Annotated in this window: 17 protein-coding genes and 1 riboswitch; of the genes, 6 read left to right on the top strand and 11 right to left on the bottom strand. The window is 72.4% G+C overall.

Features of this window, described 5'->3' with window-relative positions; translation table 11 throughout:
* The first annotated feature begins 128 nt into the window (after positions 1-128).
* A riboswitch (TPP riboswitch) is annotated at positions 129-226 on the top strand.
* A complete protein-coding gene (thiD, locus tag AB0F40_RS19365; protein ID WP_357471136.1) occupies positions 216-1,121 on the top strand; it encodes a bifunctional hydroxymethylpyrimidine kinase/phosphomethylpyrimidine kinase in 906 nt (301 codons plus the stop codon). Its footprint overlaps the riboswitch before it by 11 nt.
* 102 nt (positions 1,122-1,223) lie before the next feature.
* Here the strand turns inward: thiD and dxr are convergent, their stop codons facing one another.
* On the bottom strand, positions 1,224-2,393 hold the full coding sequence (dxr, locus tag AB0F40_RS19360; RefSeq protein WP_357471133.1) for a 1-deoxy-D-xylulose-5-phosphate reductoisomerase: 1,170 nt from the start codon (positions 2,391-2,393) through the stop codon (positions 1,224-1,226).
* 25 nt (positions 2,394-2,418) lie between these two features.
* Positions 2,419-4,218, bottom strand: coding sequence for a RyR domain-containing protein (locus AB0F40_RS19355; RefSeq protein ID WP_357471131.1), 1,800 nt, complete (start codon positions 4,216-4,218; stop codon positions 2,419-2,421).
* Between the two features lie 165 nt (positions 4,219-4,383).
* Between AB0F40_RS19355 and AB0F40_RS19350 the strand changes: the two genes are divergently transcribed.
* Entirely contained in the window at positions 4,384-7,476 is a 3,093-nt protein-coding gene (locus AB0F40_RS19350) for a hypothetical protein (RefSeq protein WP_357471128.1), read from the top strand.
* Between the two features lie 132 nt (positions 7,477-7,608).
* Here the strand turns inward: AB0F40_RS19350 and AB0F40_RS19345 are convergent, their stop codons facing one another.
* The gene (locus tag AB0F40_RS19345) at positions 7,609-8,334 is read right to left on the bottom strand and encodes a hypothetical protein (RefSeq protein ID WP_357471125.1); all 726 of its coding nucleotides are present in this window, start codon (positions 8,332-8,334) and stop codon (positions 7,609-7,611) included.
* Between the two features lie 128 nt (positions 8,335-8,462).
* On the opposite strand from AB0F40_RS19345, the gene AB0F40_RS19340 reads away from it, so the two are divergent.
* Together AB0F40_RS19340 and AB0F40_RS19335 are read left to right on the top strand one after the other, a co-directional pair.
* Positions 8,463-10,613, top strand: coding sequence for an SNF2-related protein (locus tag AB0F40_RS19340; protein ID WP_357471122.1), 2,151 nt, complete (start codon positions 8,463-8,465; stop codon positions 10,611-10,613).
* A gap of 54 nt (positions 10,614-10,667) precedes the next feature.
* On the top strand, positions 10,668-11,963 hold the full coding sequence (locus tag AB0F40_RS19335) for a DUF418 domain-containing protein (protein ID WP_357471119.1): 1,296 nt from the start codon (positions 10,668-10,670) through the stop codon (positions 11,961-11,963).
* An 18-nt stretch (positions 11,964-11,981) separates the two neighbouring features.
* Here the strand turns inward: AB0F40_RS19335 and AB0F40_RS19330 are convergent, their stop codons facing one another.
* Positions 11,982-12,254: a hypothetical protein gene (locus tag AB0F40_RS19330; RefSeq protein ID WP_357471116.1), complete on the bottom strand. Its 273-nt coding sequence runs from the start codon at positions 12,252-12,254 to the stop codon at positions 11,982-11,984.
* A gap of 149 nt (positions 12,255-12,403) precedes the next feature.
* On the opposite strand from AB0F40_RS19330, the gene AB0F40_RS19325 reads away from it, so the two are divergent.
* Positions 12,404-13,747 carry a hypothetical protein gene (locus AB0F40_RS19325; RefSeq protein ID WP_357471113.1) on the top strand — a complete coding sequence of 448 codons (1,344 nt, stop codon included), beginning with the start codon at positions 12,404-12,406 and terminating at the stop codon, positions 13,745-13,747.
* A gap of 69 nt (positions 13,748-13,816) precedes the next feature.
* Here AB0F40_RS19325 and AB0F40_RS19320 read toward each other — a convergent pair whose 3' ends face one another.
* On the bottom strand, positions 13,817-15,058 hold the full coding sequence (locus tag AB0F40_RS19320; protein WP_357471110.1) for an MFS transporter: 1,242 nt from the start codon (positions 15,056-15,058) through the stop codon (positions 13,817-13,819).
* A 58-nt stretch (positions 15,059-15,116) separates the two neighbouring features.
* Here AB0F40_RS19320 and AB0F40_RS19315 point away from each other — a divergent pair, with 58 nt between their 5' ends.
* The gene (locus tag AB0F40_RS19315) at positions 15,117-15,512 is read left to right on the top strand and encodes a MerR family transcriptional regulator (protein ID WP_357471108.1); all 396 of its coding nucleotides are present in this window, start codon (positions 15,117-15,119) and stop codon (positions 15,510-15,512) included.
* Between the two features lie 48 nt (positions 15,513-15,560).
* Here AB0F40_RS19315 and AB0F40_RS19310 read toward each other — a convergent pair whose 3' ends face one another.
* From AB0F40_RS19310 to tsf, 6 genes are all read right to left on the bottom strand, one after another.
* Positions 15,561-16,103: a DivIVA domain-containing protein gene (locus AB0F40_RS19310; RefSeq protein WP_357471144.1), complete on the bottom strand. Its 543-nt coding sequence runs from the start codon at positions 16,101-16,103 to the stop codon at positions 15,561-15,563.
* Between the two features lie 5 nt (positions 16,104-16,108).
* Positions 16,109-17,203 carry a 23S rRNA (adenine(2503)-C(2))-methyltransferase RlmN gene (rlmN, locus tag AB0F40_RS19305; RefSeq protein ID WP_357471142.1) on the bottom strand — a complete coding sequence of 365 codons (1,095 nt, stop codon included), beginning with the start codon at positions 17,201-17,203 and terminating at the stop codon, positions 16,109-16,111.
* A gap of 65 nt (positions 17,204-17,268) precedes the next feature.
* Entirely contained in the window at positions 17,269-18,117 is an 849-nt protein-coding gene (locus tag AB0F40_RS19300) for a phosphatidate cytidylyltransferase (protein ID WP_357471105.1), read from the bottom strand.
* Positions 18,118-18,167: 50 nt separating this feature from the next.
* On the bottom strand, positions 18,168-18,725 hold the full coding sequence (gene frr, locus AB0F40_RS19295; RefSeq protein ID WP_253869454.1) for a ribosome recycling factor: 558 nt from the start codon (positions 18,723-18,725) through the stop codon (positions 18,168-18,170).
* A gap of 112 nt (positions 18,726-18,837) precedes the next feature.
* Positions 18,838-19,593 carry a UMP kinase gene (gene pyrH / locus AB0F40_RS19290; protein ID WP_357471102.1) on the bottom strand — a complete coding sequence of 252 codons (756 nt, stop codon included), beginning with the start codon at positions 19,591-19,593 and terminating at the stop codon, positions 18,838-18,840.
* A 282-nt stretch (positions 19,594-19,875) separates the two neighbouring features.
* Positions 19,876-20,715 carry a translation elongation factor Ts gene (gene tsf / locus AB0F40_RS19285; RefSeq protein ID WP_357471099.1) on the bottom strand — a complete coding sequence of 280 codons (840 nt, stop codon included), beginning with the start codon at positions 20,713-20,715 and terminating at the stop codon, positions 19,876-19,878.
* Between the last annotated feature and the right edge of the window lie 9 nt (positions 20,716-20,724).

The following is a 20,724-nucleotide window of genomic DNA, read 5'->3' as shown; positions in this document are numbered from 1 at the left end:
TCGTCACCCTCCCGGCGCCGTACCGGGTACCGCGAGTCAGGGCCGCAGGCCACGTGCCACACCGGGCCCCTCTACCGCCGTCGGCCCGGGTCGCGTTCCGAACACCGCCGTCCCCGCCTTAGGGTGAGTCCGTTGGCGCGGGGCGCCAGGGCGAGAGCCCGGCTGAGAAGCACCCGTGAACCTGCTCTAGGTAATTCTAGCGAAGGGAACGCCTCATGGGTTCTGGTCCTGCTCTGCCCGACGTCGTCGCGCGTACCCGTCCGCCCGGCCATCCGGTCGTGGCGCTGACGATCGCCGGCTCGGACCCCTCGGGGGGTGCCGGGATCCAGGCCGACCTGAAGACCTTCGCGGCGCTCGGCGGCTACGGCTGCGCGGTGCTCACGGGGCTGACCGCGCAGTCCACCACCGGCGTCACGAGGGTGCTGCCCGTGCCCGCCGAAATGGTGACCGCGCAGCTAGAGACCCTGTTCGCCGACGTCGCGGTGGATGCGGTCAAGATCGGCATGACGACGGACGCCGTCGTCGCGCGGGCGATCGCCGCGGTCCTGCGCGAGCTGCGGTCCGCCGGACCCGCGCCGTACGTGGTGCTCGACCCGGTGATGGTCTCGACGTCGGGCCACCGCCTGCTGGAGGCCGACGCCGAGGCGGTGCTGCGCGACGAGCTGCTGCCCCTCGCCGACCTGGTCACGCCGAACCTGCCGGAGGCCGCCGTGCTGCTCGGCGCCGAGCCGGCCGGGGACGACACGGAGGCCGCGGACCAGGCCCACCTGCTGCTCAAGCTCGGGGCGCGGTTCGCCCTGGTGAAGGGTGGGCACCTCGACTCCGCCGAGTCGGTGGACCACCTCGCGGGGCCCGACGGCGTCGTCGCCCTGGCGGCCCCGCGGATCCCCACCCGGAACACGCACGGCACCGGGTGCACGCTCAGCTCGGCGTGCGCCGTCCTGCGCCCGGGGCACGACGGCTGGGAACCGGCGGTACGCGCCGCGAAGGACTACCTGACCGGGGCGCTCCGCGCCGCGGACGACCTGGTCATCGGCGGCACCGGAACTGCACGCGGACCGTGGAGCGGGCACGGCCCGGTCGACCACGGCTTCGCCGGCGCCGCCCGCACCGTCGGCTGACCGCCGGGGCTGGTCCAGTCCCCTTCGAAACCTAAGTTTCTTCGCTTTGCGGCGGCTCAAAGCGAAGTAACTTAGGTTTCGAAGGGAATGACGGCGGCGGTGTCAGGCCGACGTGAGGATCTCCGCCGCGCGCCGGCGGGCCCAGGCATCTGCCTCCAGGACTCCCTCGACCGACGTCGCCTCGCCCGCGTCCGTCGTCGCATGCGCCTCCACGACGGCCGCCACCGTGTCGACGATGTCGAGGAACCCGATGGCGCCGTCGTGGAACGCGTCGACGCACACCTCGTTCGCCGCGTTGTAGACGGCCGGGTGGGTCCCGCCCGTCTCGCCGACCTGCCGGGCCAGACCGACGGAGGGGAAGGCGTCGTCGTCCAGCGGCACGAACTCCCACGTGGCGGCCTTGGTCCAGTCGATCGCCACGTCGACGTCGGCGAGGCGCTCCGGCCAGGAGAGGCCGAGCGCGATCGGCACGAGCATCCGCGGCGGGCCGGCCTGCGCGATCGTGGAGCCGTCGACGAACTCGACCATCGAGTGGATCATCTGCTGCGGGTGCACCACGACGTCGATCGCGCTGAACGGCAGGTCGAACAGCAGGTGTGCCTCGATCACCTCGAGCCCCTTGTTCACCAGGGTCGCGGAGTTGGTGGTCACCACCCGGCCCATCGAGAAGTTCGGGTGCCGCAGGGCCTGCGCGGGCGTGACGTCCCGCAGCTCGGCCCGCGACAGGCCCCGGAACGGCCCGCCGCTCGCGGTCACGACGAGCTTGCGGACCTCGGCGGCGGCGCCGGACCGCAGCGACTGCGCGATGGCGGAGTGCTCGGAGTCGACGGGCACGATCTGGCCCTCGTGGCGCACCGCTGCCTTGACCAGTGCGCCACCGACCACGAGGGACTCCTTGTTCGCGAGCGCCAGCGTCGACCCGGCGGCGAGCGCGGCGAGCGTGGGGCGCAGGCCGACGGACCCGGTGATGCCGTTGAGCACGACGTCGCTCCCCCGGCCGGCCAGCTCGGTCGCGGCGCCGGGCCCGGCGAGCACCTCCACGCCGTCGGCCCCCGCCTCACGGAGCAGCGCGGTCAGCGCGGGGCGCGCGGCGGCGTCAGCCACGGCGACGGCGCGGACGCCGAGGAGAGCCGCCTGCCGTGCGAGGGCTGGCAGGTCCGAGCCGCCTGCGGACAGGGCGTCCACGCGGAACCGGTCGGGGTTGCGCCCGATGACGTCGATGGCCTGTGTACCGATGGAGCCCGTGGAGCCGAGGAGGGTGACGCTTCGCATGGTGCTCATCCTGTCAGCCCCTGCGTCAGCCCTCGCTCGGCTGCTCGGCACGTCCTCGGCCGAACATCCGCCAGCCGCGGACCACGCCGCGCGGGTCGGGGACGGCAACGTCCGCGGCCTCGAAGCCCGCGTCGTCGTCGAGCGGGACGACGTGCAGGCCGAAGTCCGCCAGGATCACCGGGATGGCGCGGATCGCCGCGCGGTCCTTCTCCCGGTCGGGTTCCGACAGGTCGTCCCAGGGCCGCAGGTCCGGGTGCAGACGGCGGACGTCGTCCCGCTCGGGCCCGTAGGTCCAGCCGGCGGCGAGCTTGTCCGCCATCCATCGTTCGTGCTCGTCCACGGCCCGCGCGTCGACCACCGGCTCGGGGATCCGCCCGTGCTCGGCATCGCTCGCGGGCGCGACGGTGCAGCCCATCTGGCGCAGCCGGTCGGGGATGGCACGCACCTGGGCGCGGTTCGCGGCACGGAGGTCCTCGGAGAGGTCGGCCCACGAGACCATCGCAGGGGTGCTCTGCCAGGCGACGCCGCGCGCTCGCTGGTTGCGCAGGTAGGTCAGGTGCGCGGAGACCGCCATCAGGTCGTAGACGTCGTCGTGCACCAGTGCGCCGGGCGCGGTCGCCTTGCGCAGCAGCGTGCCCGGTTCGACGACGTCGAGGCGCCCCCCGAGGTCGTCGAGGATCGCGCCGTCGTGGGTGCCGAACAGGCCGCCCAGCCCGGCGAGCCGGTTGAGCCGGAGCACGACCGCACCCTCACCGGCACGCCAGAGGTCGCTGTCCCGCAGCGCGTTGCGGAGCGCGTCGCCGTCGTCGTCGTGACACACGTAGACCCGCTGGGGCGCGCCGGGGGCCCGCACGTCGGCGAACGTCTCCACCGGCACCAGGCGGCACGCCGCACGCACGGCAGGCCAGCGCGCCCGCAGCGCCCGGGCGGCCTCCTGCGCACCGGGCCCGACCAGCGTCACGGTGAGGGGCTCTCCGCCGGAGGCGATCTCGACGCTCCGCAGGCGAGCGAACGCTACGACGAGCGCCCGGCCGAACGTCCCGTGCCCGACCACCGCGACGTGCGGGGCGGCGCCACGGGCGAGGACATGGTCCCGCCGGGCCAGGGAGCGGGCGACCAGCTCGCCCAGCGTGAAGAAGTCCACCCCCGGCTGCGGGTGGCTCAGGTGGCGGGCCTGCAGGGCGAGCGCGAGCTCCGGGTCGCTGACGTGCGCGTTCAGCCGCAGCCCCGGCAGGTCGGGGTCCCGGTCCGCGCGGTTGGCCACCGCCACCGTGAGCACGTTGACGCCGGGCTCGTCGTCCTCGCCCTCGCAGGCGTACAGCACGGCGGCACCGGACATTCCGGCGTTGCGCAGCGACTCGGCGTCCCCGGCCGCGGTCCGCGCGACCAGCGCGCCCCGCGCCGCGAGCGCCTCCGCGATGACGCCCGCGGCGGGCGTGCGCCCGACGACTATCGCGTGCCCGCGCATCCGGCGGGTGCGCATCAGCACGAACTGGTCGGCGAACAGGGAGCGCACGGCCTCGAACACGGCGTAGCCGGTGGCGACCGGGGCGAGGAACCGCGCCGTCTGGAGCTGCCAGGGCAGGTCGCCGCCCTCGTTCGTGGCCTCGGCGCCGAGCACGAAGAGCTGGACGGAGTAGTAGACGACGTCCCACGCGGTGGTGCCCCACGCGAAGTCCGGGGAGGTCCGGTAGATCCAGAAGCCCCAGAGGCCCAGCCCGAAGGCCACACCGAACAGCACGACGAAGCTCGCCCGTACCCACGACCGGCGCACCCGCAGCCGCCGGGACCCGCCGCGCGGTGCCATCAGCTCCGGTGCCGCCATCGCCTGCCTCCTCGTTCGAGCAACGACCTCCGACACACACCCGCGTCTAACCGTGCAATTCACCTTAAAGGTGGTTAGCGTCACGACCAGCGGCGACACGACCCACCGGGACGATACGTTTCTCCGGTCCACCACCTTCGCCGAGGAAGGGCTGCGGGTACGAGGATGACCAACCGGACAGGCCGTTCCCTACGCCCTGTCGGCAGAGCGCGCCGTGAGCCGCGCGACTACCGGTACAACGCCTTCCTGTCCTACAGCCGCGACTCCGACGGTGAGTTCGCGCCGGAGTTCCACCAGCAGCTGCTCGACGTCGACAAGCGCGACGACGTACCCGACCTCAACATCTTTCTCGACCGGACCGGGCTGGCGAACAACTCCAGCCTGTGGGACGCGATCGAGCGCAAGCTCGAACGCTCCGAGTACTTCATCCTGTTCGCCTCCGAGGGAGCCGCCAGCTCCAAGTACGTGGCCAAGGAGGTGGAGTGGTGGCTGGAGCACCGCGGGATCGACACCCTCCTGATCGCGATGACGAGCGGCAGGATCGTCTGGGACCAGACGGCGAACGAGATCGACACCATCAGCAGCACCGCACTGCCCGCGCCGCTCGCCGAGGCTCTCGATCACGAGCCCAAGTGGACCGACCTGACGCGACTGCGTCAGCGGCGCTTCTGGCGGCACAGCCCGGAGCTGCCGACGGCGCTCGCAGAGCTCGTCGCCCCGCTGCGCGGGCCCGACGTCAGCACGGAGGAGATCCTCAGCGCGCACATCGCGCGCCAGAGCTCCGCGAGCATGCGGGGGCGCCTGGTGAACCTCGCGCTCGGGGTCATGCTGGCCCTGTCGATCGGCGCGTTCGCGTTCGCGGAACGTGAGGCGGAGCGCGCGAACGACGCGGTGAACGCCAACGCGGCACACCTGCTCGGTGCGACGTCCCACATGGTGCACCAGGACGACCCCACGACGGCCCAGCTGCTGGCGGTCGAGGCGGTGCGCAGGCTCAGGGACGGCCAGACCCGCACAGCCCTGTTCAACGCGGTCACGGCGAACGAGCCGGCGGACCCGTACCTGCTGCGCACGGTGGACGTGCCGGGGGACGTGGCGCTCGCCGACATCGAGGCGACCGGCACGGGCGTCGTCGGCCGCACCGACGCCGGCGACCTCGTGCGATGGAACCCCGACGACGGCGGCCCGACCGTGCTGCGCGGTGACCGGACCCCGTTCTCCCGGGTGTCCGCACTGGTGCAGGCGTCCCCGCCCGGCCGGACCGTGGTGGCCGGGAGCGCGGACGGCTCGGTGGTCGCGGCGGTGGACGATCTCGGGGTGACCATCGGCCGGTTCGGGCCGCTGCCGGACGGGCTCACCAGCCGGCAGACGCACCTCGACCTCGCGGGCACCACGGCGGTCGCCGTCACACCCGACGGCGGCCTGCTGATCGTCGCGTGGCATGACGCCGACACCGGACGGAACCGGATCGGCAGCATCACCCTGGCCGGCCGGGACCTCTCCGTCCTGCAGGCCGACGGCGATCCCCACCGCCCCGACGAGCAGGACCTGGCGTTCTACGGTCTGACGGACACGCCCCTGACGGTCACCTCGCTCGCCGTCGGCTCCAGCCGGACCCTTGCCGTGGCGGACGCCGCGGCGGGCACGCTCGAGGTCCGCAGCCTCGACTCCCTCGCCCTGAGCGCGGCCGGGTCAGTGGAGCTGCCCGACGGCGCCGTCCCGTCGCCGTCCCTGCGGGACTGGGCGAGCCTGCACTCCAGCGCGGAGGGCACCACGGTGACCGTGCACCACTGGGCCGACAGCTCGACCCGCTCGGCGTCCTGCCCGGTGCCGCGCGCCTGGGCCGACCCGGAGATCGTGGCGATCGACGACGCCACGAGCCGTGCCCTGCTCACGACCGATACCGGGCTGGTCACGTGCGAGATCCACGGGGGCACCGGCGAGCACCGGGCCTGGCACCTGTCCGGCGTCCGACGGCCGGGCCCGCCGGTGCTGGTCGGGCCGGACCACGTCGTGGCGGCATCGGGCGACCGGATCGCCCTGTGGAGCACCGCCGAGACCGACGGCGACACACCGCTGCCGAGCTCGGCGGGCGCAGCCGCGGAAGCGCAGGGGGCGGACGCAGGGGGGCCGGCGGGACCGCCCGGGCCGACGCCGGTCATCAGCACCTATCGTGGGGAGCCGACGGAGCCGGCGAGCGTCGCGATGTCCTGGTCGGACGGCACCGTCATGGTCCACGGGCTCGGCACGGTGAGCCTGCCTGCCGACAGCGACGACGTGGGCAAGCCGCTGCTGCCGGTCTGGCTGGACGAGAACCGACTCCTGCTGGTAACGCCTGAGGGCAACGCCTACCGCACCCAGGGCGGCACCGTCGCCGGGCACGAAGCGGGTTTCCGCGGGCTGGTGGTGCCGGCCCTCGACGGGCGCGACCCGGGCTGCACCACGTTCGTCAGTGCCCGGCGGACGCAGGACCACATCCTGCTGGTGGACGCGTGCTCCGGGCTCTACCTGCTCGACGCAGGGCTCGAGAGCACGGCCCTGTACGTCCCGGGCCCGCTGGGTGACATCCCACGGCTCGCCTCCGAGTGGGACGAGCCAGGGCGGGTCGCCGTCACCGCCGACGGGAGCCGCGTCGCCGTCGCCCCCCGCGACTTCGCGCTCCGGGTCGCCGACCTCGAGGTCGCCGCCAAGGAAGGGACGGACGTCTGGACCGTGCGCGGCAGCTCGGTGCAACAGGTGCGGATGATGGACGCCCAGCCCGGTGCGATCACGCCGGAGCCCGACCGGCTCGTCACCCTCGGCGTGGACTCGGCGGTGCGGCTGCGCAGCGTGGCCGGGCCCGGCAGCTCCGTACCGCTGCGCCTCAAGGGGAGCTACGGTGACGTCCTTGCCGTGCTGCCGGGACCTGATCTCGTGGCCAGGAACCAGGGTGCCGAGCTGGTGTTCTTCGACATCGAGACGGGTCAGCGGGTGGGCAGACTGGCGACCCAGCTCTACAGTCCCGGTGGCGAGGCCGAGCCGAACGACGTGTACGCCGACGACGGGCAGCTCGTCGTGGTGCAGGACCACGGCGTCACGACCGAGTGGACCTTCTCGGACGAGCAGATGATCGCCAGGGCCTGTGCCATGGCGGGACGCGAACCGACCTCCGCCGACCTGCCCGCCGACGTCGAGCTCGAAGACGAGCCGACGTGCGGGTCCGCACTGCTGTCGGGCGGCGCGGTCGGCGCGGTCGGCACCGACGAGGGCACGGGCTGACCGGAGCGCGAGCTGGCGCGCGCTCCGGTCAGGAGTCGGGACTGCTCCGGTCGGAGCCAGGGCTCAGGACCGAGCCTCAGCACTCGAGACCCAGACCTCGGGACCCAGCACTGGAGACTCAGGACCCGAGTCTCAGGACTCCAGGCGCTTGGCCTCGTTCTCCGTCTCGTCCGCCTCCTCGTCGCGACCCTCCTTGCGCAGCGCGCTGGAGAGCGACCGCATCGAGACGGCGGCGTCCGACTTCGCGAGGTCCGACGACGTCCCGCGCAGCTTGGCCCACAGGCCCATCGCCTCCTCGGCGACCTCGAGCACCTGCGAGCGCTCCTTGCCGCCGACCACCGACGTCGTGAACGTCTCCATCGCGTGCTCGAGGACGGCACGCTGCTTGGTCGGGTCGTCGTCGTCCAGGCTGCGGAACAGCTGGACGGCCTCCCCGACCAGCTTGGTGGTGGGCTTGTCCTCGTCGTTCGTCGCAGCCTGGCTGCCGAACGACAGCAGTGCGACGGCCAGCCGCGACACGGTGCTGCCGGCCTCGCCGGGCAGCTTCTCCGCGCCCGAGGCCACCATCTCGTGCAGCCGGGCGACCGTGCGCGTCTCGAGGTTCTCCTCGCGCTCCGGCGACTCGTCCTGCTCCGGGGCCTTGTCCTGCTCGGGACCCGCGACCTGCTCCGGGCCCGCGACCTGCGCGGGGCTCGCAACCTGCGCGGGGCTCGCAACCTGCTCCGGGCCGGCGTCGCGCTCGGCGACGTCCAGCGCCGCCTGCGACGTCGCGCCTGACGTTGTCTCGCCCGGCGTCGTCTCCCCTGCTGCGGTGACCTGCGCCGCCAGTGCCTGCTGAGGCAGTGCGTCCGTGCTCACTCGTTCCTCCTGTCCACGGTGCGACGAAACTACCAGAACGGGCGTTCAGTCCCGGTATGCGCCACGGCCCGCGCGACGGCGTGTGCCGACTACCTGGTCCCGGCTCGCACGCAGTACCGTCAGCCGCCATGGAGACCTGGTCCCGTGCCGCTGCCCGCGAGCTTCTCGAGCAGGCCCGTACGCGGCATGCCCTGGGCACGGACGCGCTGACCGAGCGCGGCGCGGCTCCGGAACGCGTACGGGTCGCGTACCGCGCCGTCCGCGACGCCCGGGTGCTGGCGCAGCTCGCCGAGGTGCCCGTCGACCGGATCCGCGAGGTGAGCACCGGGCGGGTGCGGGTCGGACCGGTCGAGGCCGCCGGGTTCCGCACGGTCGCCCAGGTGCTGGGCGCCACCCCCCAGGAGCTCGACGCGATCGGCGGCGTCGGGCCGAAGACCGCTCGCCTGCTGCGCGAGGCCGCCCGGCAGATCTTCGACGCCGTCGACGAGGCCCTCACGTTCCGCATCGAGGCCAACCCGGACGACCCGCTCGTCACCGACCTGGTCCGCGCGCTGCACACCCACGAGCAGGTCGCCCGGTTCTTCGACGCGTGGGGTGAGCGGGCCGACGTCGACGTCCCGAAGCTCGCCCGCCTGGCCGAGGTGGGAGCTCTCCGCACCACGCTGGTCAGACGTCTCTTCGCCGGCCGCGAGCGCACCGCGGCGGCGGACACGGCACTGACCGGGCTGCGCGAGACCGTGGCCGGCCTCGACGCCTCGGGGGTCACCGATGCCCTGCGGCGTCTGGACCACACGCTGACCAGCACGTCGGACGCGGACGTCTGGCGCGACTACGAGGCCCGTGCCGCGGCCTACTACACCGCGCTGGGCGAGCTCGTCGACCTCGGTGTCGACGTGGAGGCGGCCGAGGGCTACCTACCGGAGGAGGTGGTGGACCAGGTCTCTGCCCAGGACCTGGACACCTCGCTCCTGACGGTCTCGCTGCGCGGGTACCAGGCGTTCGGCGCCCGGTACGCGCTGGTGCAGCGGCGCACGATCCTCGGCGACGAGATGGGGCTCGGCAAGACCGTCCAGGCCATCGCGGCGATGGCGCACCTCGCCGCCCGCGGCCGGCGGCACTTCCTGGTCGTCTGCCCCGCGAGCGTCGCCGCCAACTGGGCCAGGGAGGTGGCCGCGCACTCCCGGCTGCACCCCCGGGTGCTGCACGGCGACGACCGCGACGCCGGCATCCGCACCTGGGTGGCCGACGGCGGCGTCGGCATCGTCACGTTCCCGCAGCTCGGGCACCTGCGCGCCGAGGGGTTGCCCCGGCCGGCCCTGCTCGTGGTCGACGAGGCGCACTACGTGAAGAACCCGCGGGCGCAGCGTTCGGAGCGGACCGCCGACTGGGCCCGCGCGGCCGAGCGGGTGCTGTTCATGTCGGGCACGCCCATGGAGAACACCGTGGACGAGTTCCGCAACCTCGTGCACTACCTCAAGCCCGACGTCGCCGCCTCGATCGACCCCGCGGCGGGCCTGGCGGGCGCCGCGGCGTTCCGCCGGTCGGTGGCCTCCGTGTACCTGCGGCGCAACCAGGAGGACGTGCTCACCGAGCTGCCCGAGCTGGTCCAGGTGGACGAGTGGGAGCGGTTCGGCAAGCACGACGGCGCCGCTTACCGGCGGGCGGTGCTGAAGCGGTCGTTCGCGGACATGCGCCGAGCCGCGTTCGTCGAGGCCCCGGAGCCGACGGCGAAGCTGGTGCGGCTGCGCGAGATCGTCGCCGAGGCGATGGACAACAACCGCAAGGTGGTCGTCTTCTCGTTCTTCCGCGACGTGATCGAGGCGGTCCTGGCCGAGCTGGGCCCCCTCGCGATCGGGCCCATCACCGGTTCGGTGCCCGCCCGACGGCGGCAGGAGCTGGTCGACGAGTTCACGCGGGCGCCCGAGCCGAAGGTGCTGGTCAGCCAGATCGAGGCCGGCGGCGTCGGGCTGAACATCCAGGCCGCTTCCGTGGTGATCCTGTGCGAGCCGCAGGTCAAGCCGACCGTCGAGGCGCAGGCCATCGCGCGGGCGCACCGGATGGGCCAGGTCCGCACCGTGCAGGTGCACCGGCTGCTCGTCGAGGACAGCGTGGACGAGCGGCTCCTGGAGATCCTGGGCACCAAGGCGGAGCTGTTCGCCGAGTACGCCGGCCGGTCCACCGTGGCCGTTGCGCCCGGCGCCACCGACGTCGCCGACGCCGAGCTCGCGCGGCGCATCGTCGAGGAGGAGCGCGCCCGGCTGGCCGAGCAGGCCGCCTGATCCCGGGTCCGAAGTTTTGTCGCGGCCGGGGCCGCGACCTGTTGGGATGGACCCATGCCCACCACAGTTCTCGCCCGGGGCCCCGTCCAGGCCTCCGAGCGTTCGCCCGCGCCCGACCTCGCGCGCGGCTTCATGCTCCTGCTGATCGCCGTCGCGAACACGCCCTATTACCTCTGGGGTCTCGAGCTGAACCCCTGGGCGTCGCACCCGGCCGACGGGTCCGCCCTCGACAGGGTCACCGACTTCCTCGTCATCGTGCTCGTGGACCTGCGGACCTATCCCATGTTCGCGTTCCTGTTCGGCTACGGGATGATGCAGCTCTACAACCGCCAGGTGTCCTCGGGGACCCTCGAGGACGCCGCCCGCAGGCTGCTGCAGCGGCGCAACTGGCTCCTGCTCGCGTTCGGGTTCGTGCACGCGGCGCTGCTCTGGATGGGCGACGTGCTCGGCGCCTACGGCATCGCGGGCCTGCTCATGGTGTGGCTCTTCTTCCAGGCCAAGGACGTCACGCTCATCGTGTGGACGTGGGTGTTCGGCGGCCTGCTGACGATCGGCACGGTGTTCGCCGTGGTCGGCGCCTGGTTCACCGCGCAGATCCCGGCGGACGACCCCGTCGCGCGGTCGATCGTCGCCGACTTCGGCCCGACGACCGACTCGGTGGCCGCGACGTCGTACCTCGCCTCGATCGGCGACCGCCTGGGCTGGTGGACGCTCGGGTCGATCGGCCAGGGCGTGCTCATGCTCGTGGTGCCGATGATGCTGCTGCTCGCGTTCTGGGCGGGGCGGCGCCGCATCCTGGAGAACCCGGGCGAGCACCTGCCGCTGCTGCGCCGCGTGGCCGTCGTCGGTATCGCCGTCGGCTGGCTCGGCCCGCTGCCGTCCGCGCTCGACCATGTCGGCGCCATCACCGTGCCCGACCACGCGGGCTGGGTGTTCCTCCCCGTGCAGATCCTGACGGGCTTCTTCGGCGGCCTGGGCTACGTGGCGCTGTTCGGCCTCATCGGCCACCGGATCGCGCTGCGCCGCAGCGGCAAGCCGTCGAACGACCTGTTCACCACGGACGGTCCGTTCGCCGGTGCCGTCCAGGCGGTCGGCAAGCGCTCCCTGACCTCGTACCTGCTGCAGTCCGTGCTGTGCGCGCCGGTCCTGGCCGCGTGGGGTCTCGGGCTCGGCCAGCACCTGACCTCGTGGACCATGCTGCTCTACGCCCTGGGCGTCTGGGGGCTCACCGTCGCGTTCGCCGTGTGGCAGGAGCGCACGGGCCGGCGCGGCCCGGCAGAGGTGGCGCTGCGCCGGCTGACCTACGGTCGGCCGGCACAGGCGCCGGCACAGGTCCAGCCAGGGGTCTGAACCGCTGGCCGGACCGGATCAGGCGCGGAAGGAGTCCACGGCGTCGTCCTCGCCGTCGCCATCGGTGTCCACGGAGATCGTCCGCGTTCCGCCGGCGGTCTCCACGACGACGTCGGGCCGCCCGTCACCATCGGTGTCGTGCAGCTCGACGTCGGGTACCCCGTCGGCGTCGTAGTCCTCGAACTGGGCGTCCACCACGCCGTCACCGTCGGTGTCTGCCGTCTCGACGTCCGTGACGCCGTCGCCGTCGAGGTCGTGCTTGCCGGGCTTGTCGGCCAGGAACTCGGACACGTGGTACTCCTTGCTCGGAAGTGCTGCTCTGGGTGCTCCCCCGATCATGCACCACGCGGGGCACCGTCCGGAGCCGCACCGGTTGCCCGGGCACCGAGATCTCACCTCTTCACCGCGCGGGGGAATATCCGAACGCATAGATTCACCCCATGCTGATCCAGGTACGCACGACGCGTCGCCGTGCCGCGCGCCTCACCGCCGTGGCCGCCGCCACCGCCTGCGCGCTCGCTCTCGCCTCAGGAGCCGGTGCCGTCGCGGGAGCAGCGACCAGCCCCGGAGCTGCCGCGCAGGCCTGGTCCGTCGATCTCGCCACCCTCGACGGCGACGACGCCGGGGTGCGGTACCAGGCCGGCGCGCTGCACCTCGAGCCGTCCGGGGCCGGTGCTTCGGCCTCTGCGTCCGCTGACCGCTCGGGGACCGGGTCCGGGTCCGGGTCCGGGTCCGGGCCCGGGCCCGGGGTGCCTCAGGAGGTGTCGGGCCAGCTCGTCGCCGAGCCGACGACCCTCGCGTCCCCCGCGGGCGACGTCGCGGCCGACGTCGACGCCACCGCACCGGAGGGCACCTCCGTGCTGGTGGACGTCCGCGGTCGGCTCACCGGTCAGGGACCCGACTCCTGGACCGAGTGGGTCCCGGCCGGGTCACCGCTGCCGGTGCCGTCCGAGACGGTCCAGGCCCGCGTCACGCTGGTCGGCGAGGCCGGCGTGAGCCCGGCCGTGCGGACGGTGACGCTCACGCCCGGCCCGCGCCGGTCGCAGTCGCTGCAGGAAGCGGAGACGGAGGCCGCACCGACGTCCGGCGCGGACTCGTACCGCGTCTTCGCCACGCGCGAGGGCCTGGTGGGCGGGACCACCGCGAACGGGCACGTCATCAAGAAGCGCGACCACTTCGTCGCGCTGCCGTCGCGGCGCGGGCTGTCGGCGAAGGACTCCGGCAGCTACTCGGTGCGGGTCTGCGCCGAGAGCACCGGTCGCTGCGCGTACGCCCCGGTCTGGGACGTCGGACCGTGGAACACCACCGACGACTACTGGAACGGGGCCGAGACCCGTCAGTCCTGGGCCGACCTGCCGCAGGGCCGCCCGCAGGCGCAGTCCGCCTACCAGGACGGCTACAACGGAGGGCGCGACGGGTTCGGCCGGCGGGTGGCCAACCCGGCGGGGATCGACCTCGGCGACGGCACGTTCTGGGAGGGCGTCGGGCTGACCGACAATGCCTGGACCACCGTGACCTACCTCTGGACCGGCTCCGGGCGCAAGGGCATCGTCCGCACCGACGGCCGGCCGCTGACCGTGCGTTCGGGCCCGAGCACCGGCCGCGCCGCCGTCGGACAGGCGGGCAACCACGCGAACGTGGTCATCGAGTGCACAGCACGCGGCACCACGATCACCGGCACCGTCGGCACCACCAATGTGTGGAACCGGATCGGCCGGGGCAACTGGGTCTCGGACGCGTACGTCCACACGGGCTCGTCCGGCCCGGTGGCCCCTGCCTGCTGACGTCGCCGCCGCGACGAGAACGGGGTTGTGACTCCCACGCGCGTTCCCGGGAACACAACCCCGTTCTCATCACGCCCGGCGACGCAGGGACAGGGCCAGGCCCACCGCAGCGGCGCCGACCACTGCGGCCGCCAGCGGCGGCAGGGCCGTCACACCGGAGCGCGCCACGACCAGCGACGCCAGCGCCGCCCCGACGGCGATACCGCCGTTGAACAGCACCGGGATCAGCGCTCCTGCGAACGAGCGCCGCTCCGGACCCGCCAGCCGCAGGATCAGCGTCTGGGCGAAGGGCGGCATTCCGCCGGACACGACCCCCCACGCCACGACCACGGCGATCCCGACCGCCGGGTGCCCGCCCACCGCACCGAGGCCCAGCACGGTGAGCGCGGTAGCGGCCACGCTCACGACGAGTGCCGGCCCGCTGCGGTCGCCGAGCCGGCCCGCCAGAACTACCCCCGCCGCCGAGGCGAGCCCGAAGACGAGCAGCAGGGTGCTCATCCCGCCCGGGAGGGCTTCGGCAGGTGCCTCCGTCAGGCGAGTGATGTACGTGTACGCGCCGTAGTGGCCCACCAGCACCAGGGCGACGAGCGCCGTCACCACCAGCAACGGCCCCCTGCCCCGTCGTGGCGCACCGGCCAGGTCTCCGCCACCGGGCGCGGCGCCCGGCCGGTCCGGCGGGGTCGCACGGGCCACCACCAGCCGGACCGCCACCGCACCCAGCAGGCCGAGCACCGCGAGGGCCCAGAAGGCGGCCCGCCAGCCGGCGGCGTCGGCGACGAGCCGGGCCAGCGGCGTACCCACGACCATCCCAAGGGTGGCCCCGCCGAGCACGACGGCGACGGCACGCCCCAGCAGGCGGTCGGGGACCAGGTCGGCGACGTGCGCGTTGGTGGTGGCCCACAGCAGCCCGACGGCGGCGGCGCCGAGGATCCGCGCGCCGACCGCCAGCTGGAACGTCGGGGCGAGAGCAGTCAGGGCCGACGAGGCGGCGAGGACGGCCAGCCCGCCGGCGATCACGGCACGTCGGTCCCGTCCGCGCGTCAGCCGGACCAGCGGGAAGCTCAGGACCACCACGACCGCTGCCCACACGGAGACCAGCAGTCCGGTGCTCGACTCGGCGACGCCCAGGCCGGTGCTCATCTGTTCGAGGACGGCGGTCGGCAGCATCTCCGCGGTGACCATGAGGAGCGTCCCGCCGCCCAGCACGAGGAGGGAGCGCCAGGGCAGGACGTCGGCGGGCGACGACGGACGAGCGCTCGGGGGCGGGTCCGCCGCGACCGGCTGGGCGGGGGTAATACCTGTTCTCTCCATGTCGGCAACGCTAAAGTTTGACACTGGTGTCAATGTCAAGCGCTACCCGGAGGCAACCATGAAGATCGGTGAGCTCGCCGCGCGGACCGGCGTGACGACGCGGCTGATCCGGTACTACGAGCAGCAGGACCTGCTTGAGGCGGACCGCGCGCCCAACGGCTACCGCACCTACGCCGAGGCCCACGTGGAGCGCGTATCCCGCGTGGCGGGCCTGGTCCAGGCCGGTATCCCGACGCGGCTGGTCAAGGTGCTGCTCGACGCCGAGCTCGCTGCCGCGCGTGACGAGCCGACCTGCCCGCGCGAGGTGGCCGAACAGCTCGCCACGGAGCTCGTCGGCGTCCAGGCGCGCATCGACTGCCTGACCAGGAGCCGGGACTCGATCCGCGCGTTCCTGAGGGCGACCCAGAACGAGGTGCTGCTCCGGGAGGCAGACAAGCCCGCGGTCGCCGTCTGACCTGTAGGCAGGCAGACCGCGACCGCGGGCTTCTCGGGACCGGAGGGATCACTCCACCCCGAGCAGGACCTCCACCGCACGGCTCAGGAACGCGTCCACCGAGGCCTCGTCGTAGGCGTCCGCACCGCGTGCCCGACCGAACGTGGCCGACCGGATGTCGCCCGCCGTCAGCGGCTCCTGCCGGTCGAAGTACCCGATGAGCCGGTCACACAGGTCGTCGACGTCGTCCTTGTCGTAACCCTGCGAACCCCGGTCAGCCGGCGCGAACTTCTCGCCGTCGGGCCGCCCGAGGCGCCCGTACAGGGAACGCGCGCGCTCGGCGAGCGCGTTCATCCAGGCCTGCTGGCCGTGCGCCGCCGCGTACTCGGCGCGCTGCCGGGCGATGAACGCGGCCTCCAGCCGGTCGAGCGCCGCGTCGACCTCGTGGGTGTTGTACCCACCACGGGTCAGGTCGAACGTGGACGCCTGGATGTCGGCACTGGTCAGCCGGTCCATGGTCCGTCCCTCGTACGCCTGCCTGGCGTGCTCGAAGAACTCGTCGACCTCGTCCTTGTCGTACCCGGTGCGCATCGCGGGAACGCTGTTGAACATCCCACTCACTCGTCGTCCTCCTCAGCCGCAAGCTGCCCGCAGGCCCCGTCGATATCGCTCCCGCGGGTATCACGGATCGTGGTCGGGATCCCGTGACCGCGCAATCGTGCCACAAACTCGTCCTCGACATCCCGGTCGCTTGCCGTCCAGATCGAACCCGGTGTGGGGTTGAGCGGGATCGGGTTCACGTGCACCCAGCCGCGTCCGCGCGCGTTGAGCTTCTCGCCGAGCAGGTCCGCACGCCACGCGTGGTCGTTCATGTCCTTGATCAGCGCGTACTCGATGGACACGCGGCGCCCGGTCACCTCGAAGTAGTTCCGCGCGGTGTCGAGCGTCTCGTCCACGCTCCAGCGCGTGTTGATCGGCACCAGCTCGGAGCGCAGGTCGTCGTCGGGCGCGTGCAGCGACAGCGCGAGCGTCACCGGGATGCCCTCCTTGATGAGCTTCTGCATGGCCGGGACGAGACCCACAGTGGAGACGGTGATGTTGCGGGCCGACATGCCGAAGCCCTCCGGCTGCGGCGCCACCAGGGCCCGCACCGTCTCGATCACTGCCTTGTAGTTGGCCAGCGGCTCGCCCATGCCCATGAACACGAGGTTGTTCAGGCGGGTGACGCCGCCCGGGATCTCGCCGTCCGCCAGCGACCGGAACGCCGCGCGGACCTGCTCGAGGATCTCCGCCGTCGAGAGGTTGCGGGTCAGGCCGAGCTGACCCGTGGCGCAGAACGGGCACGCCATGCCGCAGCCCGCCTGGCTGGAGACGCACAGCGTGGTGCGCTGCGGGTAGCGCATGAGGACCGACTCGACCTTGGCCTCGTCGAACAGGTGCCACAGCGTCTTGACCGTGGTGCCGCCGTCGGCCTCGAGCTTGCGGGTCGGCCGCATCAGCTCGGGGAACATCGTGGTGGCGAGCTCGTCCCGGGACTTCGCCGGGAGGTCGGTCATCCTGGCCGGGTCGCTCGTGTAGTGCGTGAAGTAGTGCGTGGCGAGCTGCTTGGCCCGGAACGCGGGCTCTCCCGCCTCGACGACGGAGGCCACCCGCTCCTCGGGAGTCAGGTCGGCGAAGTGCTTCGGCGGCTTGCCGCGGCGCTTCGGTGCCATCTGCAACGGGATGGCGGGGGTCTCGTCCGAGGGCCGGACGACGGGCTGGGCAAGAGAAGTTTTCATCAGGCAACCACCGAGAGCACGAGATAGACGAAGGGCGCTGTGATAATCATCGAATCGAGGCGATCCAGCACGCCCCCGTGCCCCGGGAGCAATGAGCCCATGTCCTTCAATTCTAGGTCACGCTTGAGCAGCGATTCAGCGAGATCGCCCACAGTTGCGGTGACGGCGGTCATGACGCCGAGCGCGATGCCGAGGACCGGGCTCTCGCCCAGCCCGTACACCGCTCCGAGCACACCTACCGCCGTGGCCAGCACTATCGAGCCGGCCAAGCCCTCCCACGACTTCTTGGGGCTCACGGTCGGCGCCAGCGGATGCCGGCCGAGCATGACCCCGGCGATGTAGCCGCCCGTGTCGTTGGCGACCGCCAGGAGGATGAACAGCACGACGCGGATCTCGCCGTCGGGCTGCGCCAGCATGAGGACGACGAAGCCCGCGAGGAACGGCAGGTAGGCGGCGGCGAAGACGGAGGCCGCGGAGTCCCGGACGGCGCTGAGGCCGGAGCCGTCGAGCGCCCGCCAGACCACCGTCGCGGCCACCGTCAGCACGAAGGCGACGAACAGCGCCTCGGCACCGCCCCGGTACGCCGAGACGATCATGCCGGCGGCCCCCACGAACAGGGGCACCATCGGCAGGCGCAGCTCCCGGCGCGCGAACGCCTGACGCAGCTCCCACAGTCCTGCCCACATCAGGAGGACCACGAAGAGCACGAACGGCTCGGGCCGCCAGTACAGGGACGCACCGACGACGCCGAGCAGGCCGACGCCGACCAGGATCGCCGCCGGCAGGTTACGGCCGGCGCGCGACTGCTTCAGGGCAGGCGCGGGCTCGGGCTCTGGCTCGGGGCTCACAGCGATGTGCGCATTGTCTCGCTCTGTTCTTTCTCGAGGCGGTGCGGACATCAGACCTCGAGCAGCTCGCTCTCCTTGCTGGAGAGCAGCTGGTCGATGATGTCGACGTGGCTCTTGGTGAGCTTGTCCAGCTCCTTCTCCGCGCGCGTGACCTCGTCCTCGCCGGCCTCGCCGTCCTTGACGATGCGGTCCAGCGTCTCCTTGGCCTTGCGCCGGATGTTGCGCACCGAGACGCGCGACTCCTCGGCCTTCGCCTTGGCCAGCTTCACGTAGTCGCGGCGACGCTCCTCCGTCAGGGAGGGCAGCACGATGCGGATGGCGTTGCCGTCCGTCGCCGGGTTCACGCCCAGGTCGGAGTCGCGCAGCGCCTTCTCGACGGCGGGCACCGAGCTCTTGTCGAACGGCGCGACCAGGACGGTGCGCGCGTCCGGGATGTTGAACGACGCCAGCTGCTGCAGCGGCGTCGGCGCGCCGTAGTAGTCGACGACGATCTTGCTGAACATCCCCGCGTTGGCGCGACCGGTGCGGATACCCGCGAAGTCCTCCTTGGCGACCTCGATCGCCTTCTCCATCTTTTCCTCGGCCTCGAGGAGGGTCTCGTCGATCACCACTGCTCCTGTCATTCGTCTACGGGTGGTGCCGGGGCCACTCTACGGACACTTTGCCCGGCTACCGAAAGGATCGCGCGCTTCCCGGGCGTCGCCGGGTCGCGCGGGTGACTCAGCGTGACGTGATCAGCGTGCCGATGGGCTCGCCGGCCAGCGCACGGGTGACGTTGCCCTCGCCCTCCATGCCGAACACCCGCATCTGGACGTTGTTGTCGCGGCACATGGCCAGCGCCGTGTCGTCCATGACGCCGAGCCGGTTGACGAGGGCGTCGGTGTACGTGAGGTGGTCGAGCTTCTTCGCGTCGGGGTTACGGCGCGGGTCGGAGTCGTACACGCCGTCGACCCCGTTCTTGCCCATGACCACCTGCTCGCAGCCCGTCTCCAGGGCGCGCTGCACTGCGACGGTGTCGGTGGAGAAGTACGGCATGCCGGCGCCCGCACCGAAGATGACCACGCGGCCCTTCTCCATGTGCCGGATCGCGCGCAGCGGGATGTAGGGCTCGGCGACCTGACCCATGGTGATGGCGGTCTGCACGCGCGTCTTGACGCCGGCCTGCTCCAGGAAGTCCTGGAGCGCCAGGCAGTTCATGACCGTGCCCAGCATGCCCATGTAGTCGGCGCGGGCGCGGTCCATGCCTGCCACGCTCAGCTCGGCGCCACGGAAGAAGTTCCCGCCGCCGACGACGATGGCGACCTGCACGCCGTCGCGCACGGCCACGCCGATCTCCTTCGCGATACGCCGGACCACGTCGGCGTCGAGCCCTACGCTGCCGCCGCCGAACGCCTCGCCCGACAGCTTCAGGAGCACACGCCGGGCGGGCCTGCCCTCCACATCCACCGCGAAGTCCTGGGTCGCCTCGTCGCTCACTGGTCCGTCACCCTTCGGTCGTCACTGCCGGGACACTGGCCCTTCCGGAATACTGCCCGACTCGCGGGCAACACACCTCCGCGCGGGGCAGAAGCGTCCGGACCGACCTCGAGACTCCTGGTGCGAAGTGGAGCCCGAACCGGCACTACACCGCACCAAGAGCATCGAAGTCGCACCGCGCTCCTGAGGAGCTCGGCGTGCGAACCGGCCTGTGGAAGGGCCGGCCCGCGTATGCGTCGGCCCGGCCCGCGCCGAAGCGCGGACCGGGCCGACCAAGCTGCGTCAGGAACCGACGCGGAAACGCACGAACGCGGTCAGGGAGCCGTTCGCGGCGGCGACGTGCTTGCCGACCGTGGTCTTCGGGTCCTTGGCCAGCGGCTGGTCGATGAGCACGACCTCCTTGAAGAAACCGTTCAGGCGGCCCTCGACGATCTTGGGCAGCGCGGCCTCCGGCTTGCCCTCGTTCTTCGAGGTCTCCAGAGCGATCGCACGCTCCTTCTCGACGACGTCCGCCGGGACGTCCTCACGCGTGAGGTACTTCGGGGCCATCGCGGCGACGTGCTGTGCGATGTCCTTGGCGACGGAGGCGCCGGCCTCGTCGGTGACGACGAGCACGCCGATCGACGGCGGCAGGTCCTTGGCCGTCTTGTGCAGGTAGGTCGTAACCTTGGGGCCCTCGACACGCGCGACGCGGCGCAGGACGACCTTCTCGCCCATGGTCGCGCCCTGGCCGGCGATCAGGTCGGCGACGGTGCCCTCGGCAGCCGGCGCGGCCGCGGCGGCGACCTCGTCGGAGGCGCCGGCGGCAGCGGTGGCGTCGAGCACGGCCTCGGCGAGCGCGATGAACTTCTCGTTCTTGACGACGAAGTCCGTCTCGGCGTTCAGCTCGATCATGGTGGCCACCTGGCCGGCCGCGGTGTCCTCGACCTTGACGGCGACGAGGCCCTCGGACGCGGTGTTGCCCTCACGCTTGGCGGCGCGGGCCAGGCCCTTGGTGCGGATGATCTCGATGGCCTTCTCGGCGTTGCCGTCGGCCTCGTCCAGGGCCTTCTTGACGTCGAGCATGCCTGCGCCGGTCCGCTCACGCAGCGCCTTGATGTCAGCGGCGGTGTAGTTCGCCATTGTTCTGGT

This window comes from Promicromonospora sp. NPDC023987, from assembly GCF_040639055.1.
GTDB lineage: Bacteria > Actinomycetota > Actinomycetes > Actinomycetales > Cellulomonadaceae > Promicromonospora.
The sequence above is the reverse complement of the archived record's forward strand: the minus strand, read 5'-3'. Positions and strand labels throughout refer to the sequence as shown.